Raw genomic sequence first — 20,503 nt, 5'->3', positions numbered from 1 at the left:
CATCAATTATCGATTATCCGGTAGGGGCGGGTTCCACGGTCAATGAAATTGACAACAAATAAGATTACTAAACCCGCCCCAAGCCACCTAGTCATCAATTATCGATTATCCGGTAGGGGCGGGTTCCACGGTCAATGAAATTGACAACAAATAAGATTACTAAACCCGCCCCACGCCACCTAGTAATCAATTATCAATTATCAATTATTTAGTTGTCATAGTATGGATACCATCCCAGTCGGAGGGTGGGGTATTTTGTAGATAATTGTGGGCGCGACCGATATGAATTTCGACGGCTCTATCATCCGATCGCATTTTTTTAGCCACTTCAAAATGCTGAATAGCTAAGGCAAAATCCCTGGCTAAATAAGCCTGTCGTCCCAGATTATAATATCCCAAAAACTCGACCCATTCATCATCTAAAGCCTGATTTTTTGAGCCAATCAACTCATAAATATTAACGGCATTATTTTTACCTTTAACCCGGACTTTATCCAACTCCCTAACCCAAATGCGATCGCCACACAAATTATAAGTCATTTCACTTAAAATAATATCACAGCCATACAATTTAGTAAGCTGTTCCAAGCGGGAACTCAAATTAACCCCATCGCCAATCACAGTATAATCCATCCGTTTTTGAGAGCCAATATTTCCCGATACTACTTCTCCCGAACTCATACCAATACCAATTTTAATTTGAGGTTCATTAGGTCGAGACTCATTAAAATCTTTCAACCGTTTTCGCATATCCAAAGCGGACTTAACCGCCATCCAAGCATGATTATCTCTGAGAGGAAGAGGCGCACCAAACACCGCCATAAGTGCATCTCCGATAAACTTATCCAAAGTTCCTTCATGGGAAAAAACGGCTTCCACCATAGTTTCAAAATATTGATTTAGCAACGCCACGACATCAGAGGCTTCCAAATTTTCAGTCAAGGTGGTATAGCCACGAATATCAGAAAATAGAATAGTTACTTCTTTCCTTTCCCCAATCATCAAAGCATCTTCTCCCAAAGCCATAACCCGTTCAGCGACTCCGGGAGTCATATAGCGATACATGGTAGTTTTCATACGTTTTTCGCGGCTAATATCTTCCAAAACCACCAAACCACCCCGGACACCACCTTCGGGGTTAGTCAAAGGATTAACAGTCAAATTAATGCTACGTTCTAGGAGTCTAATTTCGGAAGCGATCGCCTCATTATCAGCCAAAGAATTGCCATCCAAAGGCTGATATTCTTGACCCCAAACATGATAAATATCTGGTTTTTTCTCATCAGGAACCACCAAAATGGGGATGGGTGTTGTATCTCCAAATTCCCCAACTATCATTTCGACTAATCCTACAGTTAAACTTTGTTCGGGGACAAAATGGCGGGCGGCAAATTTGAGACTATCCTCAAGACGCAATTGCAAATTTTCAATAGGAAGAACATCCCAGATATATTGTCCGCTAAGTTGATATTCCCAATATTCGCGAATTTGTCGATGGCGGGGACGGTGACGGGGACAGCCGAGCAATTCTAAAGCGGCATCATTAATGGTAACAATGCGACCTTGTAAATCGGTAGAAATAACCACATCTGAGAGACTTTGGAGAATATCTTTTTGATACTGTTTCTCCACCATGACATTTTCAAACAGTTGGGCATTTTGCAAAGCAATACCCGCCTGAGCATTAAAAGCCCGCAGAAATTCCTCATCAGAATCGGTGAAACTGCCTTTATGTTTATTAATTAACTGAGTGACACCAATCAGCTCACCTTTAGCGTTGTCAACTGGCATACAGAGAATATTACGAGTGCGATAGCCAGTTTTGCGATCGGTTGTCGGGTCAAAGCGAGGGTCTGCATAAGCATTGGTAATATTTAGCACTTGACCTGTGGAAGCCACATAACCCGCAATTCCTTTATTAGCGGGAATGCGAATTTCCATCATGGTTTTACCATCAGCCTTAGCTACTTTAGTCCAGAGTTCCTCGGTTTCTTTTTTGAGTAGGAAAATGGTACTGCGATCGGCTTGCATTAGGTCTCTCGCCTGTTCCATTACGGATAACAAAGTAGTTTCGAGATCTAAACTTTGACCGAGGGTAGTGGTAGCTTTGAGGAGGGCTGCTACACCTCGCTGGTTACGGGCGGCCACAAAAAACGATTGACAGCTTTCGAGGATAATGCCAATAGAATCAGCAAAGGAGCGAAATTGCTGTTCGTCTTCCTCGGTAAAAGGGCGATCGCCTGCTTTATTGAGGAGTCGCACCACGGCGACGGCCTCTTGAGGATTTTGGGTGCTAAAAATGGGCATACAGAGAATGCTGCGCGCTTCGTACCCTGATGGTTGATCAATAGCGGGGTCGAAGAACTCATGGGTTTGAGCATCAGTGATATTGAGGGCTTCTCCGGTACAGGCGACATGGCCGAGAATACCCACATCCATAGGTAGGCGAATTTCCTCGGTATGTTTAGAGTCGGAGTTCCCCTCGCCGTCAGTTTCGTTGTTTTCGGGAGAGGTTTTGTACCAAAGCTGACCCTTGCTGCGATTAATCAAAAAAATGGTAGTGCGATCGGCTTCTAAGATTTGTCCGATTTTGAGAGTAAAGGCATCGAGAAGCTGTTCGAGGAGGGTTTCGATCGCTTCATTGTTAATCAGTTCGATAGCTCGGAGAAATTGTTGAAATTCTGCGGTAATGAAATCGAGAATACAAATAAACTCTCCCATTGGCAGATTTTTTACACGATCTGCCAACAAGCCCATGCGATTAACTTGAGTCAATGTAGCCAGAATGCTACCTGCGTGGGAAACTGTCATGGGTCGGGGTTAAATTGACAAAGGACTCCATCTGAACGGTTTATCCCCCGATTCAGTAGCCTAAAAAGGAAGAAGCAAGGAACAGCAATAATCCATTCCTTGTCTCAAGTCTACGGGTTTCCTCTCAGCTAGGCAACAGAGGGCAGTGATTGACGAGCTAAAATATTTTGATAATAGCGTCTCAGTTGGCTAGTGGCAGCAGCCCACCCCCAGCGTTCGGCTTCTAATCGGGCATTTTGTCGCAACCTTTCCCGCTCATCACTATGGGATAACAGTCTACTGGTGGCTTTGATGGCTCCTTGTTCATCCCTGGGGTCAAACAGATAGCCATTTACTCCATCAGTGACAATATCGGGAATTCCCCCAGACCGCGCGGCTACTACGGGGGTTCCTGCGGCCATAGCCTCGAGGAGGACTAAACCTAGGGTTTCTGTCCGGGAAGGGAAAATGAAGGCATCAGCGCAGGCGTAAGCGGCCGCTAATTGTTCTCCCCGCAGATAACCCACAAAGTTGGTGGGAGTTCCGGCGAAATGTTGTTCTAGGTTTTCTCGGTTCGGACCATCTCCGACTAGGGCTAGACGGGCGTTGGGTATTGCTGCTAGAATAGGTTTAATGCGATCGATTTCTTTTTCGGCTCCTAGTCTGCCTACATACAACAGTAGGGTATCGTCTGGGTTTCCCATACTGAGGCGATCGCGCATTTCTTTAGTGGCTTTATGGGGTTGGAACATTTCTGTATCCACCCCCCTCTGCCATAGGTCTACCCGTTCAATGCCATGATTGCGTAACTCCTCAACCATTGCTGTGGAGGTACACAGGTTTAACATAGCCTGATTATGGGCTGTACGCAATAACCCCCACAGGAATTCCTCTAGCATTCCTAAGCCGTAGTGGTGCAGGTATTGGGGTAGATGGGTATGGTAGGAGGCTACTAACCCGACGTTGAGTTTTTTACCATAATACAGGCCACTTAATCCCAATACGGCTGGGTTGGCTACATGGATAATATCTGGTTTAAATTCCGCTAATTTTGCCCCAATTCCCGGATGAGGAAGACCGATTTTGAGTTCAGGATACATGGGGAGAGGAAATCCCTCTACACCGTAGATTTGACAGCCTTTATATTCGGTTAATCCACCTTCTGGAGAAACTATTAGCACCTCATCACCTAGGCGATTTAGTTGTTCGGCGGTATGACATAAACGGGTGACAATCCCATCTATTTTCGGTAAAAATGTTTCAGTAAAAAGGGCGATTCTCATAAAAAGTTAGCGCGGCTTGTCAAATATTTTGGAAGGGTTTAGAGACCATAAAAAAACCAGTCTTTTCGACTCAAGTAATCACCAGTGTATAATTAACCCATTTTTAGTTATCTGAGGTAACGGGTTGATTATTGTTGGCGGCTGGTGTGGTAGTGGGTGATAACAGTCGATACTTCAGCAGGAAGCCAAAATATGCGAACAGGACAATGATGGCTGTGCCAATGCCGACAGGACTAGGAACCCAGAAAATGGCTTCTAGTCGGTTAATCTCCCCAGGTTGGAGAGTCCATACTACCAACTTGCCGTTTTCTTCTGTGGTCGGGTTGGAGTCAGAGTCGGGGTTGCCGTCAGCTATCACCCGCGCTCCCCAAGGGGTAATCAGCCTAAATTCTAGGTCGATCAGGTTTTCGGCCCCAACAATAACGTTATCCTCGCTGGCTACTAGGGCTAGGGATGTTAGGTCTAATTCTAGGTTAATCCGATTACGCAGAGCAAATATTAAGTTATTTTGCTTTAAACGCAAATCTGAGGCAAATTGTGGTAGTTGCCCTTCTGTAGCCGGAAGCGATCGGCTAGAGGGGGGAGTGATGGGGTTAAAAAAGGCGCTAAATTTTTTCTGTAAATCTGCCCCATTGTAAAAGGGGATAGTAACTTCAATCTCCTGATTGGACAATTGTTTAGCTTTACCGTTGAGAAGTTTGGCGCGACGACGTAGACTCGGAAGCCACTCATCTAAAGCGTCTGACCCTAAGTTAGTCACTTCTTCGGCTAACCGGATATGCTGGACAATTTTGCCGTGGGTCTGATCAGAAAATTCAATCCCTATATCGGAGTGAACACATCCCCCCAGCATCAGGGAAACTAAACCCATGATGATCAGAACTCGCAATCGTTTCAACATCCCTATTTGCCTCACCAGAACATCGGCTGCTCATCTGTTTCTCCTCTTCTCATCAAACCCGATCGCCAAACCATTGTCAATTGCTGAGGGGTTAATTTTTAATTCCTGTGGTAGCAATGCCTCGGATGAACTGTCGCTGACCCAACAGGAATAAGATCACCACGGGGACAGTGGCAATAACTACGGCGGCCATTAGTAGTTGCCAACTGCTGGTAAACTGTTCCTGAAATTCGGCTAAAGCTAGTTGTACGGTTCTTAACTCGGGTCGGGTGGTAAATACTAAGGGCTTGAATAAATCATTCCATTCGCCAATGAAGGTAAATAGAAACAGGGTTACCAGGGCGGGACGGGCTAGGGGTAGCATGATCTGGGTGAGAATTTGCCAGCGGTTGGCCCCGTCAATGGTGGCCGCTTCCTCTAAGGCTAAGGGAATGGTGATGAAATATTGGCGTAACAGAAAAATCCCGAAGCCATTGACGGCTGTGGGTAGGATTAAGGCCCAGTAGGAGTTGAGTAAATGACCCCATTTGAGGACGAGAAAAATGGGAACTACTAACAATTGAAAGGGAATTACCAAGGTCGCCAAGACTACTAAGACGATCGCCTGTCGGCCGCGAAATTTGAGTCGCGCTAGGGCATAACCCGCTAGGGCTGAGGTGATCACCTGAAAGGCGGTTACAGATAAGGCGACAAAGGTGGAATTAGCGAAGGCTAACAGAAAGCTACCCCGCTGCCATGCCTGTTGGTAGTTTGCCAGGGTAAGCTGAGAACTATCGGCGGCGCTAGGTTCTGATAGGGAGGTGAACACTACGATCACTAGGGGCAGCAGGACAATTCCCGCCCCCACCAGTAACAACAACAGGGTTAGCACCTGAAAAAAAGTATTCCAGTTTACAGATTTTTTCATAAAGTTGAGTTACAGAGCGATCGAAAATTGGATTAAGATAAACTTATCAAAAATGCCATGATTATTAAGTTTAACTGGGTGTGTCAGGAACTAATCTTAGAAAATACGACAAAGTTGGTCAATTCCTGGAATAAATAGATAAAGTAAACTATAAAGATCCTAATGCTTGCTGATGCTAAAGGCCATTGAGTGAGTCAGATGCCATAATTCTGTATCTGGATTCTCAGTGTAATGGCCATTGATGGGGGAAGCAAGCCATAAAAATAGCAGAATTTTGACCCCCACTGTACGGTCAGGCAGATCGAAACAGGTTCTCGGACATGAGAGCAAAACGCTTGGGGAGATATCTACCTCTGGATATCTGGCTTTCGAGTTGGATGTGTAAGTGATATCAGTGAACCAAGAATTCCACTGCTAATAAGGGTGGGAGTGTCAAGAACAGCTCATTTGTTTGTTACCAGGAGAAATTTAATTTATGCCACAGCTTGAAACAATTGCTGAACTAGACTTTCAGAACGAAACCTATAAAGATGCCTATAGCCGGATTAATGCGATCGTAATTGAAGGTGAGCAAGAAGCATATGATAATTACATCAAACTGGGTGAAATGCTGCCGGAAGAACGGGAAGAGTTGATTCGTCTGTCGAAAATGGAAAAGCGTCACATGAAAGGGTTTCAGGCTTGTGGTCGCAACCTGGAAGTTAGCCCCGACATGGACTTTGGCCGTGAGTTCTTTGCTCAACTGCATGGTAACTTCCAAAAGGCGGCGGCTGAAGGTAAGTTGGTCACTTGTTTGCTGATCCAATCTTTAATTATTGAAAGTTTTGCGATCGCTGCTTACAACATCTATATCCCGGTGGCTGATCCCTTTGCTCGCAAAATTACCGAAGGCGTGGTTAAAGATGAGTACGAGCATCTGAACTTTGGCGAGGAGTGGCTGAAAGCTCACTTTGAAGAGTCCAAAGCTGAATTAGAAGAAGCTAACCGCCAAAACTTACCCCTGGTCTGGAAAATGCTTAACCAGGTGGAAAAAGATGCCAGTATCCTGGGAATGGAGAAAGAAGCCTTAATTGAGGACTTCATGATTGCCTATGGGGAAGCTCTGAGCAATATTGGTTTCACTACCCGCGATATTATGCGGATGTCTGCTTATGGCTTGGCAGGAGTTTAACTTAGTCAGGTTGAGATTTTGAACAAAAACGGTCGGTGCTGTCGGTGCTGTCGGTGAGCGCAGCCGAACCGCTGAACAGGTGGCGGTCTGCGATCGCCACGGTCTTAATCGTCATAGCCTGATCCTCTGAGCAACAAATCCCAGCCCTAGAGCGTTTAATCCACGCAACAGCTAAACGTCCTGTCGTGAAATACCCGTCCATCGATAGGATATTCTACAAGTTCCCTAGCTACTACCGCAGAGCGGCCATCAGCGCCATTGGGCAGGTCAGCATCAAAACTGGCTTACGATGGGTCTAGGATGGTGAAACGAGACTCAAAAAACTATGCTCTGGCTGTATTTTCCCATGGGAAGCGCTATAACTGCGACCTGAATGGAAGTCAAGATATTGCCGAGAGGAATGCTGAAGCTCACTCGCAGAAATGACGGTGAGGAGGGCTCGCGCAAATGTTCTGGAGGTTCGCCTAGAAGCTGGGCTTGTTTGTGTGATATTTGGACTCAGGCGAGTCCGGGATTACCATAAGACACTCCCACCTCGCGCCCTCGCAGGTGGGGAGGGCTTCATTCTGAATTGCTGGCACTATGGGCAGGTTGGTGATGAGATTAAGGATAAAGTCACAAGCCAACCTGCTCCTTTGCAGGTAAAATTAATTTCTATATCCGGCATCGACTCCCATATTTTTGCCGGGAGATCGGTAAATAGAATAGCCTCCCCCAAGAGGATGTTAACTAAAAATAACTAAATAACTCAATCGAATCATGTTTGGTCTCATCGGTCATCTTACCAGTTTGGAACACGCCCAGGTTGTGGCTCGGGATTTGGGTTATGCAGAATATGCTGATCAAGGTCTGGATTTTTGGTGCAGCGCACCACCCGTAATTGTTGAGGATCTTAAGGTAACAAGTATTACGGGTCAGGTAATTGAGGGTAGGTATGTAGAGTCTTGCTTCTTACCCGAAATGTTGGCTACTAACCGCATGAAAGCTGCTACTCGCAAAATTATTAATGCTATGGCTCATGCTCAAAAAAATGGCATTAATATTACGGCTTTGGGGGGGTTTTCTTCGATTATTTTGGAGAGATTTAATTTGGATCAACTGGGTAGAATTCGCAACATTAAGTTAGAGTTTGAGCGCTTCACTACCGGAAACACACACACGGCTTATATTATTTGCCGTCAAGTTGAACAAGCCGCACCGAAATTAGGAATAGATTTATCTAAGGCTACTGTGGCGGTTTGTGGTGCTACCGGAGATATTGGGAGTGCGGTTTGTCGGTGGCTAAATGGCAGACTTGATGTGGCTGAAATACTATTGATTGCTCGCGATCGCCAAAGACTCCAAAACCTCCAAGCTGAATTGGGACGGGGTAAAATTATGGCCTTAGATGAAGCATTACCCAAGGCTGATATTGTGGTTTGGGTCGCTAGTATGCCCCAGGGGGTGGAAATTGACCCGGAGGTTTTGAAAAAACCCTGTTTGTTGATTGATGGCGGCTATCCTAAAAATATGGCAACTAAGTTTCAAAGTCCCGGTGTTCATGTCCTGTCTGGGGGCATTGTGGAACACGCTTTAGATATTGACTGGAAAATCATGAAAATTGTCAATATGAATGTTCCCGGTCGCCAGCTATTCGCCTGTTTTGCGGAATCTATGTTATTGGAGTTTGAGGCTATATATACCAATTTTTCTTGGGGCCGAAATCAAATCACTTTGGATAAAATGGATATGATTGGTCGGATGTCTATTAAACATGGTTTTAAGCCACTGATGTTATAATTCTTTCCCCCTCCTCACCCGCTATTCTCAAACTCTGTTGATCTGGCAATTTCGGGTGAGGATCTGATTATTACTTGTGGCTTTTGGGGGGAATGCACAAAATATGGTTTTTGTCAAGGGTGATAAAAATAGTGGGGGCATTTTCCTCAAAAACTCGTGCATCGTGAATTTTATTTTTTGCTGGCAGAATAACTTTAACCGCGAGATAATCAGGGTTTCCGGCTGTATTTTTGCATATAGGCACAGTAAGCCCTTGGGTGCAATTTCTCCCAGCTTACCACAACCCCTATAATCTCGTCAACTTTTTGCGAGGAATTGGCAATAAAATTGTATTAATTCTTAACAATCTTTGGAAAAAAAAATATATTTGGTTGTATTAATTAGCAAAACTTATATAAAATTCGACAAGTAGGGGCAGGGGGTGGGGCAGTTCATTAACGGTAGAACCCGCCCCGATAGTTGAGAATTAAAGGGTTAATCTCTCATTTTTTCAGACCAAACGCGAGTGGGAAGACCCCAAACATAGATAAATCCTTCGGCGGCTTTGTGGTCAAATACATCTTCAGAGCCGTAAGTAGCCAGGTCAAGGCTGTAGAGGGATTTGTCAGACTTGCGGCCGACAATGTTGCAATTGCCTTTAAACAGTTTTACCCGTACAGTGCCGCTGACCCGTTCTTGAGTTTGTTTGATAAAGGCATCGATCGCACCTTTGAGGGGACTAAACCAGAGGCCATTATAGACAATTTGGCTATAGGTTTCCTCAATGCCGCGTTTATAGCGGGTGACATCAGAAGTGAGAACCAGACTTTCAAGATCTCGGTGAGCCTGAATGAGTACAACCATGGCAGGGGATTCGTAAACTTCCCGAGATTTAATGCCTACCAAACGATTCTCGATCATATCAATGCGTCCGATACCGTGGTTTCCGGCGATCGCATTTAAGCGAGAGATCAGGTCAACCCCGTTGAGTGCTTCCCCATTGAGGCTAACAGGAATGCCAGCTTGGAAGCCAATTTCTACATATTCGGGCTCGTTAGGAGTATCAGCGATCGCTTTAGTCATCCCATAAATATCCTCTGGGGGTTCAACCCAGGGATCTTCGAGTGGTCCAGCTTCGATCGCCATACCAAGCAAGTTGCGATCGAGACTGTAGGGGGAAGACTTTTTAACCGGGAAGGAAATGCCACATTTTTCCCCATAGGCGATCGTCTCTTCCCGACTCATACCCCACTCCCTAGCCGGAGCCAAAATCTTAATATTAGGGTTGAGAGCGCCGATAGACACATCAAAGCGGACCTGATCATTGCCTTTTCCCGTGCAACCGTGAGCGATCGCGTCTGCTCCGTATTTTTCGGCAACTTCCACCAAAATCTGAGCAATCAAAGGACGTGCTAAAGCCGTAGCCAGGGGATAGCGATTCTCATACAAAGCATTGGCTTGAATAGCCGGAAAAGCAAATTCCTGGACAAATCGCTGTTGTACATCAATCACTAAAGACTCACTCGCGCCAGAGTCGAGGGCCTTTTGTTTCACTGGTCCTAGTTCATCACCTTGTCCCAAGTCAACCGCCACAGTAATTACTTCAGCTACCCCAAACTCGTTTTTGAGGTAAGGAATACAGACGGAGGTATCTACACCACCAGAGTAGGCAAGTACAGCTTTTTCAGCGCGACCCATAATCTACCAAAGCTCCTAGACAACAAACATTTCATTATCACCCCAATCGCCACGATTTAACAGTGAACGGGTAACAATTAGGTTATAGTTTCAGAGCATCGCCAACTGTCCCCCAAAATCTATGTTTTTTAGCGTTGTTATCCCCACCTATAACCGTTTACCGATTTTACAGAAGTGTCTGAGAGCATTAGAAAATCAAGCCTATAGCGCCGCCGTGACGGGTTTAGAGGTGGTGTTAGTCGATGATGGTTCCACTGATGGGACTGTGGAATGGTTGGCCACTCATCAGGGCGCATTTCCCCATCTTCGCATTTACCAGCAAGACCACCAGGGACCGGCGGCGGCGCGAAATTTGGGAGTTGAACAGGCTAGGGGAGAGATTATTGTTTTTATCGATAGTGATTTGGTGGTAACTGATAGCTTTCTGGAGGCTCACGCTAGGGCATTAATTGCCAACTCTCAAAAAAGCGATCGCATCTTTACCTATGGTCGAGTTGTCAATACCTGCAATTTTGAACATCCCACCACAGAACCCTATAAAATTACCGATTTTTCCGCCGCTTATTTTGCTACTGGAAATGTGGCGATCGCCCGCCATTGGTTAATCGAAGCCGGATTATTTGACCCTCAATTTCAGCTTTATGGTTGGGAAGACCTCGAACTAGGAGTTAGGCTAAAAAAATTAGGTTTAAAATTAATCAAATGCCCCGCCGCCGTCGGATATCATTGGCATCCACCCTTTAGCTTAGAACAAATACCCGCCCTAATTGAAAAGGAAAAACAAAGGGGCAGAATGGGGGTAGTTTTCTACCAAAAACATCCTACATGGTCAGTAAAAATGATGATTCAAATGACAATTTTGCATCGGATACTCTGGGGGATTTTATCCCTCAGAGGTCAACTTAATGAAAGGACAATGGCGCATTTTTTACAGTGGTTAATTAATCGTGGTCAGTCTCAATTAGCCTTAGAAATTTCTCGGATTTTTTTGAATTGGTATAATGTGCAAGCCGTACAACAATATTGGGCCACCCGAGAGCATACTTAATTAAATATTTGCCAGCTTGGTTCACTATTGACCTACACATGGTATAATAGCCAAAACTATAGGTTCTAGTGGGGAACAGCCACTAGGAGTAATGGGGAAAGTTCGGTGTAAATCCGGCACTGTCCCGCAACTGTAATCAGATTTAAGGCAAATTTTTCCACCCAATCTGTGAGTCAGGATGCCCGCCTATAGTTATTTCTCACTCACAAATCTGCGAGGTACAGATGAGCAAAAATCATCGAATGATACACCTAATCGCCATGATTGGGTTAACATTTTATTTGGTAATAGGTGCAGCCACTCCAGCTCAAGCAATGCACATTATGGAAGGTTTTTTACCTATTACCTGGGCGGTTTTTTGGTGGGTGTTAATCATCCCTTTCTGGGTAATTGGTTTACAAAAACTCACCAAAATCACCCAAAAAAACCCCGAATTAAAGCTATTAATTGCCCTAGCCGGAGCCTTTACTTTTGTCCTGTCAGCCCTGAAAATACCCTCAGTGACAGGGAGTTGTTCTCACCCCACCGGAACCGGATTAGGAGTTGTTTTATTCGGACCGTCAGTGATGACAGTTTTAGGCAGTTTAGTTCTACTTTTCCAAGCCGTATTACTCGCTCACGGCGGTTTAACTACCCTGGGAGCCAATGTATTTTCCATGGCAATTGTCGGCCCTTGGGTCGCCTATGGCATTTACCAACTATTCTGCCAATTTAACCAACAAAAACTAGGTATTTTCTTCGCAGCAGCCTTGGGAAGTTTAGCCACTTATTTAATTACCTCCATACAGTTAGCCGTAGCTTTTCCGGCTGCTTCTGGGGGGGTTATCGCTTCCTTTATCAAATTTGCGGGGATTTTTGCAGTCACTCAAATTCCCCTATCAATTAGTGAGGGACTATTAACGCTGGTAGTTTGGAATTGGCTAGAGTCCTACGCCTCAGAAGAACTGCAAACCTTGAAAATTGGGAAAGCTAATAGCTAAGTAAAATAATCATGACACCAACTTCTGATCAACCCGTCAAAAATCGCAATTTATGGATGATTTTAGCCGTCGTTATTTTATCCATAACGCCACTAATTTTTATCCGAGGAGATTATGAGGGAGCCGATGAACAAGCCGAAAATCTCATCGGCGAAATTCAACCCAATTATCAACCCTGGTTTGAACCTATCTTAGAAGTTCCCAGTGGCGAAATTGAGAGCCTGTTATTTGTTTCTCAAGCCGCCATTGGTGCGGGTATCGTGGGCTATGTGATTGGCTTATATAAAGGTCGTCAACAAGGCAAAAATCGCTCATCCTAAATGCACCATCAAATTGATGCGATCGCCTATACCAATCGGTTAAGGTATTTACCCTCTGAACATAAGTTAACCTTTGCCGCCACCCTGTTTTGTCTCAGTTTGGCGGCTCCCCCCCTCCTGCAAATATTGATCACCATTTGGGTGACAATTTGGGTTGTGATTTACGCTAAAATCCCCCTAGGAATTTATCTGAAATTGCAAGCCATCCCCTTTAGTTTTTGGTTAACTAGCATTCCCGCCTTACTATTGGGGGTGGTTAATTCAGCTAATCTCGAATTAATTAAAACTGATATTATCTGGGGATTTAACCTAGGGGATATCTTGATATATTTCAGTAATCAAGGAATGCAACAAGCTGGGTTTTTGCTAACTCGCTCCCTAGTGTTAACCTCCTGTATGTATTTTATTTTACTCACTACCCCCCTAGTGGAAATCATTAGAATTTTCCGTAAGATTGGCTGTCCGAGTTTAATCACAGAATTATTAATGTTAATGTATCGGTTTATTTTTATGTTAACTGAAACCGCTAGTCAATTATTAATCGCTCAACAGGTTCGCATCGGTTATGGTGACTGGAAAACTACCATTCGCAGTTTAGGAATTGTCACCAGTCAACTACTCCAACAAACCCTAGAAAATTATCGACAAATTTGTTTAGGATTAACCGCGCGGGGGTTTAACGGAGAGTTGCGGGTTTGGTCGGTTTATCGCCACCAACCTAACCCTCGATATACCTGGGAAGGATGTTGTGGTTGTCTACTATTGTTGGTGAGTATTGGATGGTTTTATGTCCTCGGAATTTGAGTTACTAGAATTTGAGAATGTTCAGTATACTTACCCCGGTAGTCAGCAGCCAACCCTGGAAAATATCACTTGTCAATTTGGTAGATATCAGCGTTATGCTGTCATTGGACGTAATGGCTGCGGAAAAACTACCTTATTTCGATTAGCTAATGGGTTATATCGTCCCCAGTCAGGGGTGATTAGTTGGCGAGGTCAACCGCTACAATATAAACGGCGATCGTTGAATCAATTGCGCCAAAATGTGGGTTTAGTATTCCAAAATCCTGAACAGCAGTTAGTAGCCACTACCGTGTCAGAGGATATTTCCTATGGCTTGTGTAACTTGGGTTTATCTACCTCAGAAATTGCTCAAAGGGTGCGCCAAATTTTGGCTGAATTTGATTTAGTCAGTTTGGCGGATTTACCGATTAATTATCTGAGTTTGGGGCAGAAAAAAAGGGTGTCAATTGCTGATATAATGGTGTTGCAGCCACAATTATTATTTTTGGATGAACCTACGGCTTATCTTGACTCTTATCAAGTTACTAACTTTCACTGCTTATTAAATCAGATTCAACAGCAAGGAACTACTCTAGTTATCGCTACTCATAATTTGGATTTTGTGGAAGCATGGGCGGATTGGGTTTTGGTACTTGATGGCGGAAAACTGGCTTGTCAAGGTACACCAAAAGCCGTTTTTAGTCAAGGTCAACAACTCCAAGATTTAGGTTTGGGGGTTCCTTTAGTGGGGGATTTAATCAATTGGTTACAAGCTGAGAATATGGCTTTATCGGAAACACAGTTAAATCAGATTCAGCAACAGATACGCGATCGCTATTGGCGCTCAAATTCTTAATTTGGTTAAAATTGGCTGGGTAGTGGTAATCCGATTTGAGCATGGTTTAATAATGCTTCTACTGCTTGACGGTTGAGGGGACGGAAGAAAAAATAACCCTGTCCATATTTGCAATTAAACTTCTGTAAATGGTGGAGTTGTTCGGCGGTTTCAATACCTTCGGCGATCGCATCCATCTTCAGACTTTCAGCTAAAGCCACAATGACCCGGACAATTTCCCGCTTATCCTCGCCTTCGGGAATTTGACTGACAAATGAGCGGTCAATTTTGAGGATATCTACTGGGAATTTATGCAGATAACCCAACGAACAGTAACCTGTACCAAAATCATCAATACAAATTTTGATTTGTTGTTGTTTGAGTTGTTGTAAAGTGGCGATCGCTAATTCTGGGTCGTTCATAATTGCCGTTTCTGTAATCTCTAATTTTAACTCCGAACCCGCCACCCCCGTCTCAACTAAAATATTGCTAATACGCCGCCCCAAATCATTCGTAAATTGCTGAGAAGACAGGTTAACACTCATCATCAGATTAGAATAAACCGCAAACTTATCTTTCCATTCGCTTAACTGAAAACAAGCCTGTCGCAATACCCATTCCCCAATATCAACAATTAAACCCGCCTCCTCAGCTATCGGGATAAACTCAGCCGGAGATATCAAACCCTCTTGGGGGTGGTCCCAACGCAATAAAGCCTCAAATCCTGCAATAGTCCCCGTCGATAGTTCAATAATTGGTTGATAGTTCAGTTCAAACTGTTGTTCTTGTAACGCTAAACGTAGCTGGGTTTGCAGGTATAAGCGCCGTAGGGCGTTCGTTCGCATCGTTGAGTCAAAAACCACATAACAACCTTTTCCTTGCCTTTTAGCGCGATACATAGCCGTATCTGCATCTCTCAAGACCTCTGGAGAACTTTCATAGTTAGAGTTGTTACCCTCAACAATACCAATACTCGCACCCGTAAAAATCTGATTGTCTCCTAGGAATATCGGCAATTTTAAGGCTTCCTGAATCCTCTCCGCCACATCGATCGCCTCTTGAATATCCGTAATATTTTCTAATAAAATCGTGAACTCATCCCCTCCCAATCGTGCTAGGATATGTGAATCCACACAATCTGTAAGCCGTTTACTAATCTCGATTAGCAGTTGGTCGCCGATGGCGTGTCCGAGACTATCATTAATAAATTGGAAGCCATCTAGGTCTAAGAACAGAATAGCAAATTGATAATTATCTAGGGTCTTACATTTCCTAAGAGAATCATTTAATTTATCTAGGAAAAATGCCCGATTCCATAAATCCGTCAGAGAGTCATGGGAGGCGCTATGACGCAGTTTAGCTTCCGTTTCTTTCAGGTGGGTAATTTCCATAATTGACCCTTCATAGTAAAGCACACGGTCATGGCGATCGCTATAAAGAGCCCGCGCATTTTGCCAGATCCAAATTGATTGACCATCTCGCCGATAAACTTGGGCTTCAAAATTAGAAACTGAACCCTTAGTTTGCAGAAGATTAATAAACCTATTATAGGTTTCCGGATCAGCATAAACACTTTTAATTTGCTTCCCCCTAACCAACAGTTGTTGTTGAGACTCATAGCCAAAGATTTTAGCCAAAGCCGGGTTAGCACTAATATACTTTCCTTGTAGGTCAATTTGAAAAATTCCCTCTAAGGCATTTTCAAAAATATCTCGATATTTCTCCTCCGCTTGCTTCCGTTGAAATACCGAACCCAATTGCATAGCCACCGAAGACACCAGTTTAACTAAGCGATTATCTTGTTCCCTCGGGGTTGACATCAAAAACACTAACACCGCCAACACCCGATCATCTGCTAAAATAGGCACACCCAACCCCGCTTTAAACCCATATTTTTTAATCAGAGAATAGCGGGAGAAATTCGCCTGGGATTCCTCAGAAATATCTCGATCCCATTCCGGTTCTTGACTAGCCCATACCCGACCGGCTAAACCATCATTTACACCCAGTAAAAATTGTTTACTCTCTTCATAAAAACCCGCGAAATCCGGCTTTTCTTGATAGCTAACTAAACTATATTCCAGATGGGTTTGTTCAGGGTGAGGAATCCATGCTTCCCCAAATTCCCAGTTGGTGGTTTGACAAAGAAGATCTAAAGCCACTGCTAAAGCTGAGTCAAAATCTACCGCGATCGTGACAGCGTGGGTAATTTGTTGAAGTAACTGGATTTCCTCATCGGCGCGTTTGCGATCGGTAATATCCAAACCAGCGCCCACAAAATATTCATATTCATCTGTTTCTTTATTAAAAACCGCGCGACCATACCATTCCACAATAATCTCGCGATCGTCCTTCGTGATCATAGTTTCTTCCGTGCGGATAGGTAGGCGGCGATTAATCATTAATTCAAACACCCAGGGCGCTGATTTTCCCTCTTCCTTGGGAACAAATGTAGCGCTGTAGTTCATCCCTTCCACTTCCTCTTGCTTATAACCTAGAGTATGGAGCATCGAAGGGTTCATAAATTTGACTTTTCCTTCCACATCTAGGACTATAAAAAAAGCCGGATTAGCTTCTAGCAAGGTTTGGGTAAAGTTTTTTTCTTTAATTAATTCCGCCTCCGCTTTATGGCGTTCTAAGATTTCTTGGCTAATTTGATTCGTGAGGGGACGTATGGTTAGCACTAAACAGGTGGTTCCTACCATGATAAATAGCATCATGGTTCCTGATAATAGTAAAATCTGGCGATAAACTGGGCTGTAGAGGTTCCGTTTTTTTTCACCCATAATTAATGATGCTTCCAGATTGCCAATCGGACTATAGGCGATGAAAGCATCACAGGAAATACACCAGAGACCTCCGGTTCTAGTTCCTCGTTGGTAATTTCTTTGGATAATTTCCAAAATATCCGCTTCTTGACCTAGTTGCTCCATCACCTGGCTAGGTTGATAATTCAGTATAAAAATACTGGCAAATTGATGACTGGGTAAAATCGCCAATTCTAGGGAATCTGATTGATAAAAATGCGCGTTATTTGGGAGTTTGTTTTGTATATATGATAAATTAACTAAGAATATATGACTTCCGTTCAATTCCCCATACTTCTCAATCATAATATGAGGAATATTGTCAATAGTGAATAGCTCCGAAATTCCTCCGGTTAGATAAGTGACCATTTTAGGTTTATTTAAAACTTCTCTGGGTATGGATTCACCTACTTCTAAGACAACTGATTTTTGAGCATTTATATAGGCAATTCCGGTCAGAGAATCACTCAAGGAATCTTGCCAGATCTGGCGAGTATTTTCTAGGGCTTGGGGAGAAATATTAGAAAGATTATCGGTTAATAGTTCAGTATTACTGGTTATCCAGATGGGTTGTTGACTAATTTTTAAGGCTTTATCCACATAGTTATCAATAAAGCTATTAATGATTGATGCACTATTTTGAGCTTCAAAAATTAGTTGTTTTTCCTGATTATTTTTAAGGCGGTTATATAGAGGGACTAAACTTAGGATGGCAATAACTGTACTAATCAACAGTAAACCAAGGGCAGAACCATTGATAATTGATGATTTTATCTCTTGTGTTTTTAGACCTGAATTCTCCGGCATATATTCCCAAGAAATTAATGATTCAACAATCTTAAACAATGAAATATTGAGAGGTATAACAAGGCACAATCCTAAGTTTTCAGGATACGGTTAAATGCACAAACAGCAGAGGTTATACATAATACATTGCCTACATCCGTAGGAATATCAACAATCCCGATCATGATGGGGATACTAACAACTAAACCAGATCTGGCTTAGGTAAGTTATATTATTGATCATGACATGGGGATCTGAATTAATTTAATTTTTATTTAAAGATAGATTATAATACATTTAAGTAATCTACACCACAGAAATTCAAGATAGAACATGGTTTTAGCATTTGGTCGAGAAATTTGCAATTATCTGAACTCCAGTGAATGTCGAGAGTGGTTAATCACTAATGGTATTGGGGGTTATGGTGCGGGGACGGTGAGCGGAATGTTGACCCGCCGTTATCATGGATTAATGATAGCGGCTTTAAATCCTCCTCTCAATCGAACCCTGTTATTAACCAAGTTAGATGAAACAGTCAGCTATGATGAGCAATTTTTTCCAATTTATACAAATAGGTGGGCTGACGGCAAAGTAGATCCCGAAGGTTTCAAGCATATTCAACACTTTCGACTAGAGGGGACTATTCCTGTGTGGGACTTTGCTTGTGGAGATGCTTTGCTAGAAAAACGAATATGGATGAGAACAGGTGAAAATACAACCTATGTCAAATATACCTTACTCCGGGCTACAAGAGCCATAAGTTTGTCGATCAAAGCGATGGTCAATCATCGGGATCACCACTACAATACTAATGCCAATAATGCCAATAACTGTCAGATTGATATTAAATCGAGATCACAAGGGGTAGAGATTCGATTATTCCCTGATACTAACCCTCTGTATCTGTTCACCCAGGGAAGTGGGGAAGAAGAGGTAATGATTTCTACGCCGGGTAATCCTTGGTACTATGGATATGATTTGGCAATAGAACGTTACCGAGGAATGGACTGGACGGAAGACCACCTCCACGCTTGCACTTTACATACAACTCTGACACCGGGAAGCGCGCTAACTGTGATTGCCAGCACGAAAGCGGATCCTAATCTGGATATTATGACGGAGTTGGAGGCGAAGCGCCAAAAAGACCGGGTATTATTGGAGTATAAGTCACCCCCAGCACAGCGACCAGATTGGATAAGTCAACTGATACTAGCTGCAGATCAGTTTATAGTCGATCGCACCCTGAAAGACGGAACCCCAGGAAAAACGATAATTGCAGGTTATCCCTGGTTTGGAGATTGGGGACGAGACACGATGATATCCCTACCCGGTTTGACCCTATCTACCGGACGCGCAGATATTGCTCGCACGATTTTACAAACCTTTTCCCATTATGTCGATCGCGGAATGTTGCCCAACCGATTCCCAGAAGTAGGAGACACGCCCGACTATAACACAGTCGATGCGACTCTCTGGTATTGGGATAGCATCCGGGCCTATTTCGACCATACGCTAGATATTAACTTATTAGCAGAACTTTTCCCGGTCTTAGATTCGATCATCCATTGGCATCATCAAGGAACCCGCTATAATATCAAAGTTGATCCAGAAGACGGACTACTGTATGCAGGAGAACCGGGTTCACAACTAACCTGGATGGATGCCAAAGTGGGCGATTGGGTAGTGACCCCAAGAGTTGGCAAACCGATTGAAGTTAATGCCCTGTGGTATCATGCCCTACAGATCATGATCCGTATTGCCAAAATATTGGATAAACCCAGTCAGGACTATGAAACCTGGGCAAAAAAAACCGCCGAAGGCTTCTCGCGATTCTGGAATCCACAGACAGGCTACTGTTATGATGTTCTGGACACTCCCGAGGGAGATGATCCCTCACTGCGACCTAATCAAATTTTCGCGATCTCTCTGCCTCAATTAGGGAAAATGGGCTATAGTTGCCTACTCACGCCGTCACAGCAACGTCAGGTAGTAGATATCTGTAGCCAGAAACTGCTAACATCTTATGGTCTTCGCAGTCTATCTCCAGAAGATGCGAAATATCAGGGTGTCTATGGTGGTGATCAGCTGCAACGGGATGGAGCCTATCATCAGGGCACTGTTTGGGGATGGCTACAAGGTCCGTTTGCATTGGCTCATTTTCATGTCTACGGCGATCGCTCTCAAGCACAGTCATTTTTAGAACCGATGGCTGATCATCTCAATAATCATGGACTCGGCACCCTCAGCGAAATTTTTGACGGCGATCCCCCCATATCTGCGCGGGGATGTTTTGCTCAAGCCTGGACGGTTGCAGAAGTTCTCAGAGCCTGGTTTGAGTTAGAATCTGATCAAGGGGCCTGATTGCCTGTTGCTGCTTGCCAACTATCAGGCGGCGGGTATCAAAAATCCGGCGCTAACTTTCTGGTTAGGGTCGGG

14 protein-coding genes and 1 riboswitch are annotated in these 20,503 nt (G+C 43.9%); of the genes, 8 read left to right on the top strand and 6 right to left on the bottom strand.

Annotated features, from left to right (window positions below; genetic code table 11):
- Positions 1 to 204: 204 nt before the first annotated feature.
- The 4 genes from P5674_RS01435 to P5674_RS01420 form a co-directional block, all read right to left on the bottom strand.
- A complete protein-coding gene (locus P5674_RS01435; RefSeq protein ID WP_315669736.1) occupies positions 205 to 2,811 on the bottom strand; it encodes a GAF domain-containing protein in 2,607 nt (868 codons plus the stop codon).
- Positions 2,812 to 2,939: 128 nt separating this feature from the next.
- Positions 2,940 to 4,073, bottom strand: coding sequence for a glycosyltransferase (locus tag P5674_RS01430; protein ID WP_315669735.1), 1,134 nt, complete (start codon positions 4,071 to 4,073; stop codon positions 2,940 to 2,942).
- A 103-nt stretch (positions 4,074 to 4,176) separates the two neighbouring features.
- Positions 4,177 to 4,974 (bottom strand): DUF3153 domain-containing protein, encoded by a 798-nt coding sequence (locus P5674_RS01425; protein ID WP_006617168.1) that lies wholly within the window; start codon positions 4,972 to 4,974, stop codon positions 4,177 to 4,179.
- A 91-nt stretch (positions 4,975 to 5,065) separates the two neighbouring features.
- Complete coding sequence (locus P5674_RS01420) at positions 5,066 to 5,881, bottom strand: carbohydrate ABC transporter permease (protein ID WP_006617167.1); 816 nt, start codon at positions 5,879 to 5,881, stop codon at positions 5,066 to 5,068.
- A gap of 475 nt (positions 5,882 to 6,356) precedes the next feature.
- On the opposite strand from P5674_RS01420, the gene P5674_RS01415 reads away from it, so the two are divergent.
- Together P5674_RS01415 and P5674_RS01410 are read left to right on the top strand one after the other, a co-directional pair.
- Positions 6,357 to 7,052 (top strand): aldehyde oxygenase (deformylating), encoded by a 696-nt coding sequence (locus P5674_RS01415; protein ID WP_014276809.1) that lies wholly within the window; start codon positions 6,357 to 6,359, stop codon positions 7,050 to 7,052.
- 759 nt (positions 7,053 to 7,811) lie between these two features.
- Positions 7,812 to 8,831 (top strand): long-chain acyl-[acyl-carrier-protein] reductase, encoded by a 1,020-nt coding sequence (locus P5674_RS01410; protein WP_006617164.1) that lies wholly within the window; start codon positions 7,812 to 7,814, stop codon positions 8,829 to 8,831.
- 474 nt (positions 8,832 to 9,305) lie between these two features.
- On the opposite strand, the gene P5674_RS01405 is transcribed toward P5674_RS01410, so the two are convergent.
- On the bottom strand, positions 9,306 to 10,508 hold the full coding sequence (locus P5674_RS01405; RefSeq protein ID WP_006618893.1) for an argininosuccinate synthase: 1,203 nt from the start codon (positions 10,506 to 10,508) through the stop codon (positions 9,306 to 9,308).
- Positions 10,509 to 10,629: 121 nt separating this feature from the next.
- Between P5674_RS01405 and P5674_RS01400 the strand changes: the two genes are divergently transcribed.
- From P5674_RS01400 to P5674_RS01380, 5 genes are all read left to right on the top strand, one after another.
- A complete protein-coding gene (locus P5674_RS01400; protein ID WP_006618892.1) occupies positions 10,630 to 11,556 on the top strand; it encodes a glycosyltransferase family 2 protein in 927 nt (308 codons plus the stop codon).
- A 43-nt stretch (positions 11,557 to 11,599) separates the two neighbouring features.
- A riboswitch (cobalamin riboswitch) is annotated at positions 11,600 to 11,760 on the top strand.
- 20 nt (positions 11,761 to 11,780) lie between these two features.
- Positions 11,781 to 12,536, top strand: coding sequence for an energy-coupling factor ABC transporter permease (locus P5674_RS01395; protein WP_014276806.1), 756 nt, complete (start codon positions 11,781 to 11,783; stop codon positions 12,534 to 12,536).
- Between the two features lie 11 nt (positions 12,537 to 12,547).
- Positions 12,548 to 12,856 carry an energy-coupling factor ABC transporter substrate-binding protein gene (locus P5674_RS01390; RefSeq protein WP_006618890.1) on the top strand — a complete coding sequence of 103 codons (309 nt, stop codon included), beginning with the start codon at positions 12,548 to 12,550 and terminating at the stop codon, positions 12,854 to 12,856.
- Positions 12,857 to 13,660 (top strand): cobalt ECF transporter T component CbiQ, encoded by an 804-nt coding sequence (cbiQ, locus tag P5674_RS01385; protein ID WP_006618889.1) that lies wholly within the window; start codon positions 12,857 to 12,859, stop codon positions 13,658 to 13,660.
- The gene (locus P5674_RS01380) at positions 13,644 to 14,495 is read left to right on the top strand and encodes an energy-coupling factor ABC transporter ATP-binding protein (protein WP_006618888.1); all 852 of its coding nucleotides are present in this window, start codon (positions 13,644 to 13,646) and stop codon (positions 14,493 to 14,495) included. Before cbiQ ends, P5674_RS01380 begins: the two co-directional genes overlap by 17 nt.
- Before the next feature lie 5 nt (positions 14,496 to 14,500).
- On the opposite strand, the gene P5674_RS01375 is transcribed toward P5674_RS01380, so the two are convergent.
- Complete coding sequence (locus P5674_RS01375) at positions 14,501 to 18,088, bottom strand: sensor domain-containing protein (RefSeq protein WP_152088577.1); 3,588 nt, start codon at positions 18,086 to 18,088, stop codon at positions 14,501 to 14,503.
- 312 nt (positions 18,089 to 18,400) lie between these two features.
- Here P5674_RS01375 and P5674_RS01370 point away from each other — a divergent pair, with 312 nt between their 5' ends.
- Positions 18,401 to 20,428 (top strand): amylo-alpha-1,6-glucosidase, encoded by a 2,028-nt coding sequence (locus P5674_RS01370; protein ID WP_006618886.1) that lies wholly within the window; start codon positions 18,401 to 18,403, stop codon positions 20,426 to 20,428.
- Positions 20,429 to 20,503: the final 75 nt, after the last annotated feature.

Origin of the sequence: Limnospira sp. PMC 289.06, from assembly GCF_032350395.1 — a bacterium.
GTDB classification, from domain to species: Bacteria; Cyanobacteriota; Cyanobacteriia; order Cyanobacteriales; family Microcoleaceae; genus Limnospira; species Limnospira platensis.
Note: the sequence above shows the minus strand (reverse complement) of the source record. Positions and strands in the feature narration are given on the sequence as shown.

What these genes read in the sequence shown, in the direction of transcription:
- P5674_RS01435 (WP_315669736.1), bottom strand. Translation starts at nt 2,811, where the DNA reads ATGACAGTTTCCCACGCAGGTAGCATTCTGGCTACATTGACTCAAGTT.
- P5674_RS01430 (WP_315669735.1), bottom strand. Translation starts at nt 4,073, where the DNA reads ATGAGAATCGCCCTTTTTACTGAAACATTTTTACCGAAAATAGATGGG.
- P5674_RS01425 (WP_006617168.1), bottom strand. Translation starts at nt 4,974, where the DNA reads ATGTTGAAACGATTGCGAGTTCTGATCATCATGGGTTTAGTTTCCCTG.
- P5674_RS01420 (WP_006617167.1), bottom strand. Translation starts at nt 5,881, where the DNA reads ATGAAAAAATCTGTAAACTGGAATACTTTTTTTCAGGTGCTAACCCTG.
- P5674_RS01415 (WP_014276809.1), top strand. Translation starts at nt 6,357, where the DNA reads ATGCCACAGCTTGAAACAATTGCTGAACTAGACTTTCAGAACGAAACC.
- P5674_RS01410 (WP_006617164.1), top strand. Translation starts at nt 7,812, where the DNA reads ATGTTTGGTCTCATCGGTCATCTTACCAGTTTGGAACACGCCCAGGTT.
- P5674_RS01405 (WP_006618893.1), bottom strand. Translation starts at nt 10,508, where the DNA reads ATGGGTCGCGCTGAAAAAGCTGTACTTGCCTACTCTGGTGGTGTAGAT.
- P5674_RS01400 (WP_006618892.1), top strand. Translation starts at nt 10,630, where the DNA reads ATGTTTTTTAGCGTTGTTATCCCCACCTATAACCGTTTACCGATTTTA.
- P5674_RS01395 (WP_014276806.1), top strand. Translation starts at nt 11,781, where the DNA reads ATGAGCAAAAATCATCGAATGATACACCTAATCGCCATGATTGGGTTA.
- P5674_RS01390 (WP_006618890.1), top strand. Translation starts at nt 12,548, where the DNA reads ATGACACCAACTTCTGATCAACCCGTCAAAAATCGCAATTTATGGATG.
- cbiQ (WP_006618889.1), top strand. Translation starts at nt 12,857, where the DNA reads ATGCACCATCAAATTGATGCGATCGCCTATACCAATCGGTTAAGGTAT.
- P5674_RS01380 (WP_006618888.1), top strand. Translation starts at nt 13,644, where the DNA reads ATGTCCTCGGAATTTGAGTTACTAGAATTTGAGAATGTTCAGTATACT.
- P5674_RS01375 (WP_152088577.1), bottom strand. Translation starts at nt 18,088, where the DNA reads ATGCCGGAGAATTCAGGTCTAAAAACACAAGAGATAAAATCATCAATT.
- P5674_RS01370 (WP_006618886.1), top strand. Translation starts at nt 18,401, where the DNA reads ATGGTTTTAGCATTTGGTCGAGAAATTTGCAATTATCTGAACTCCAGT.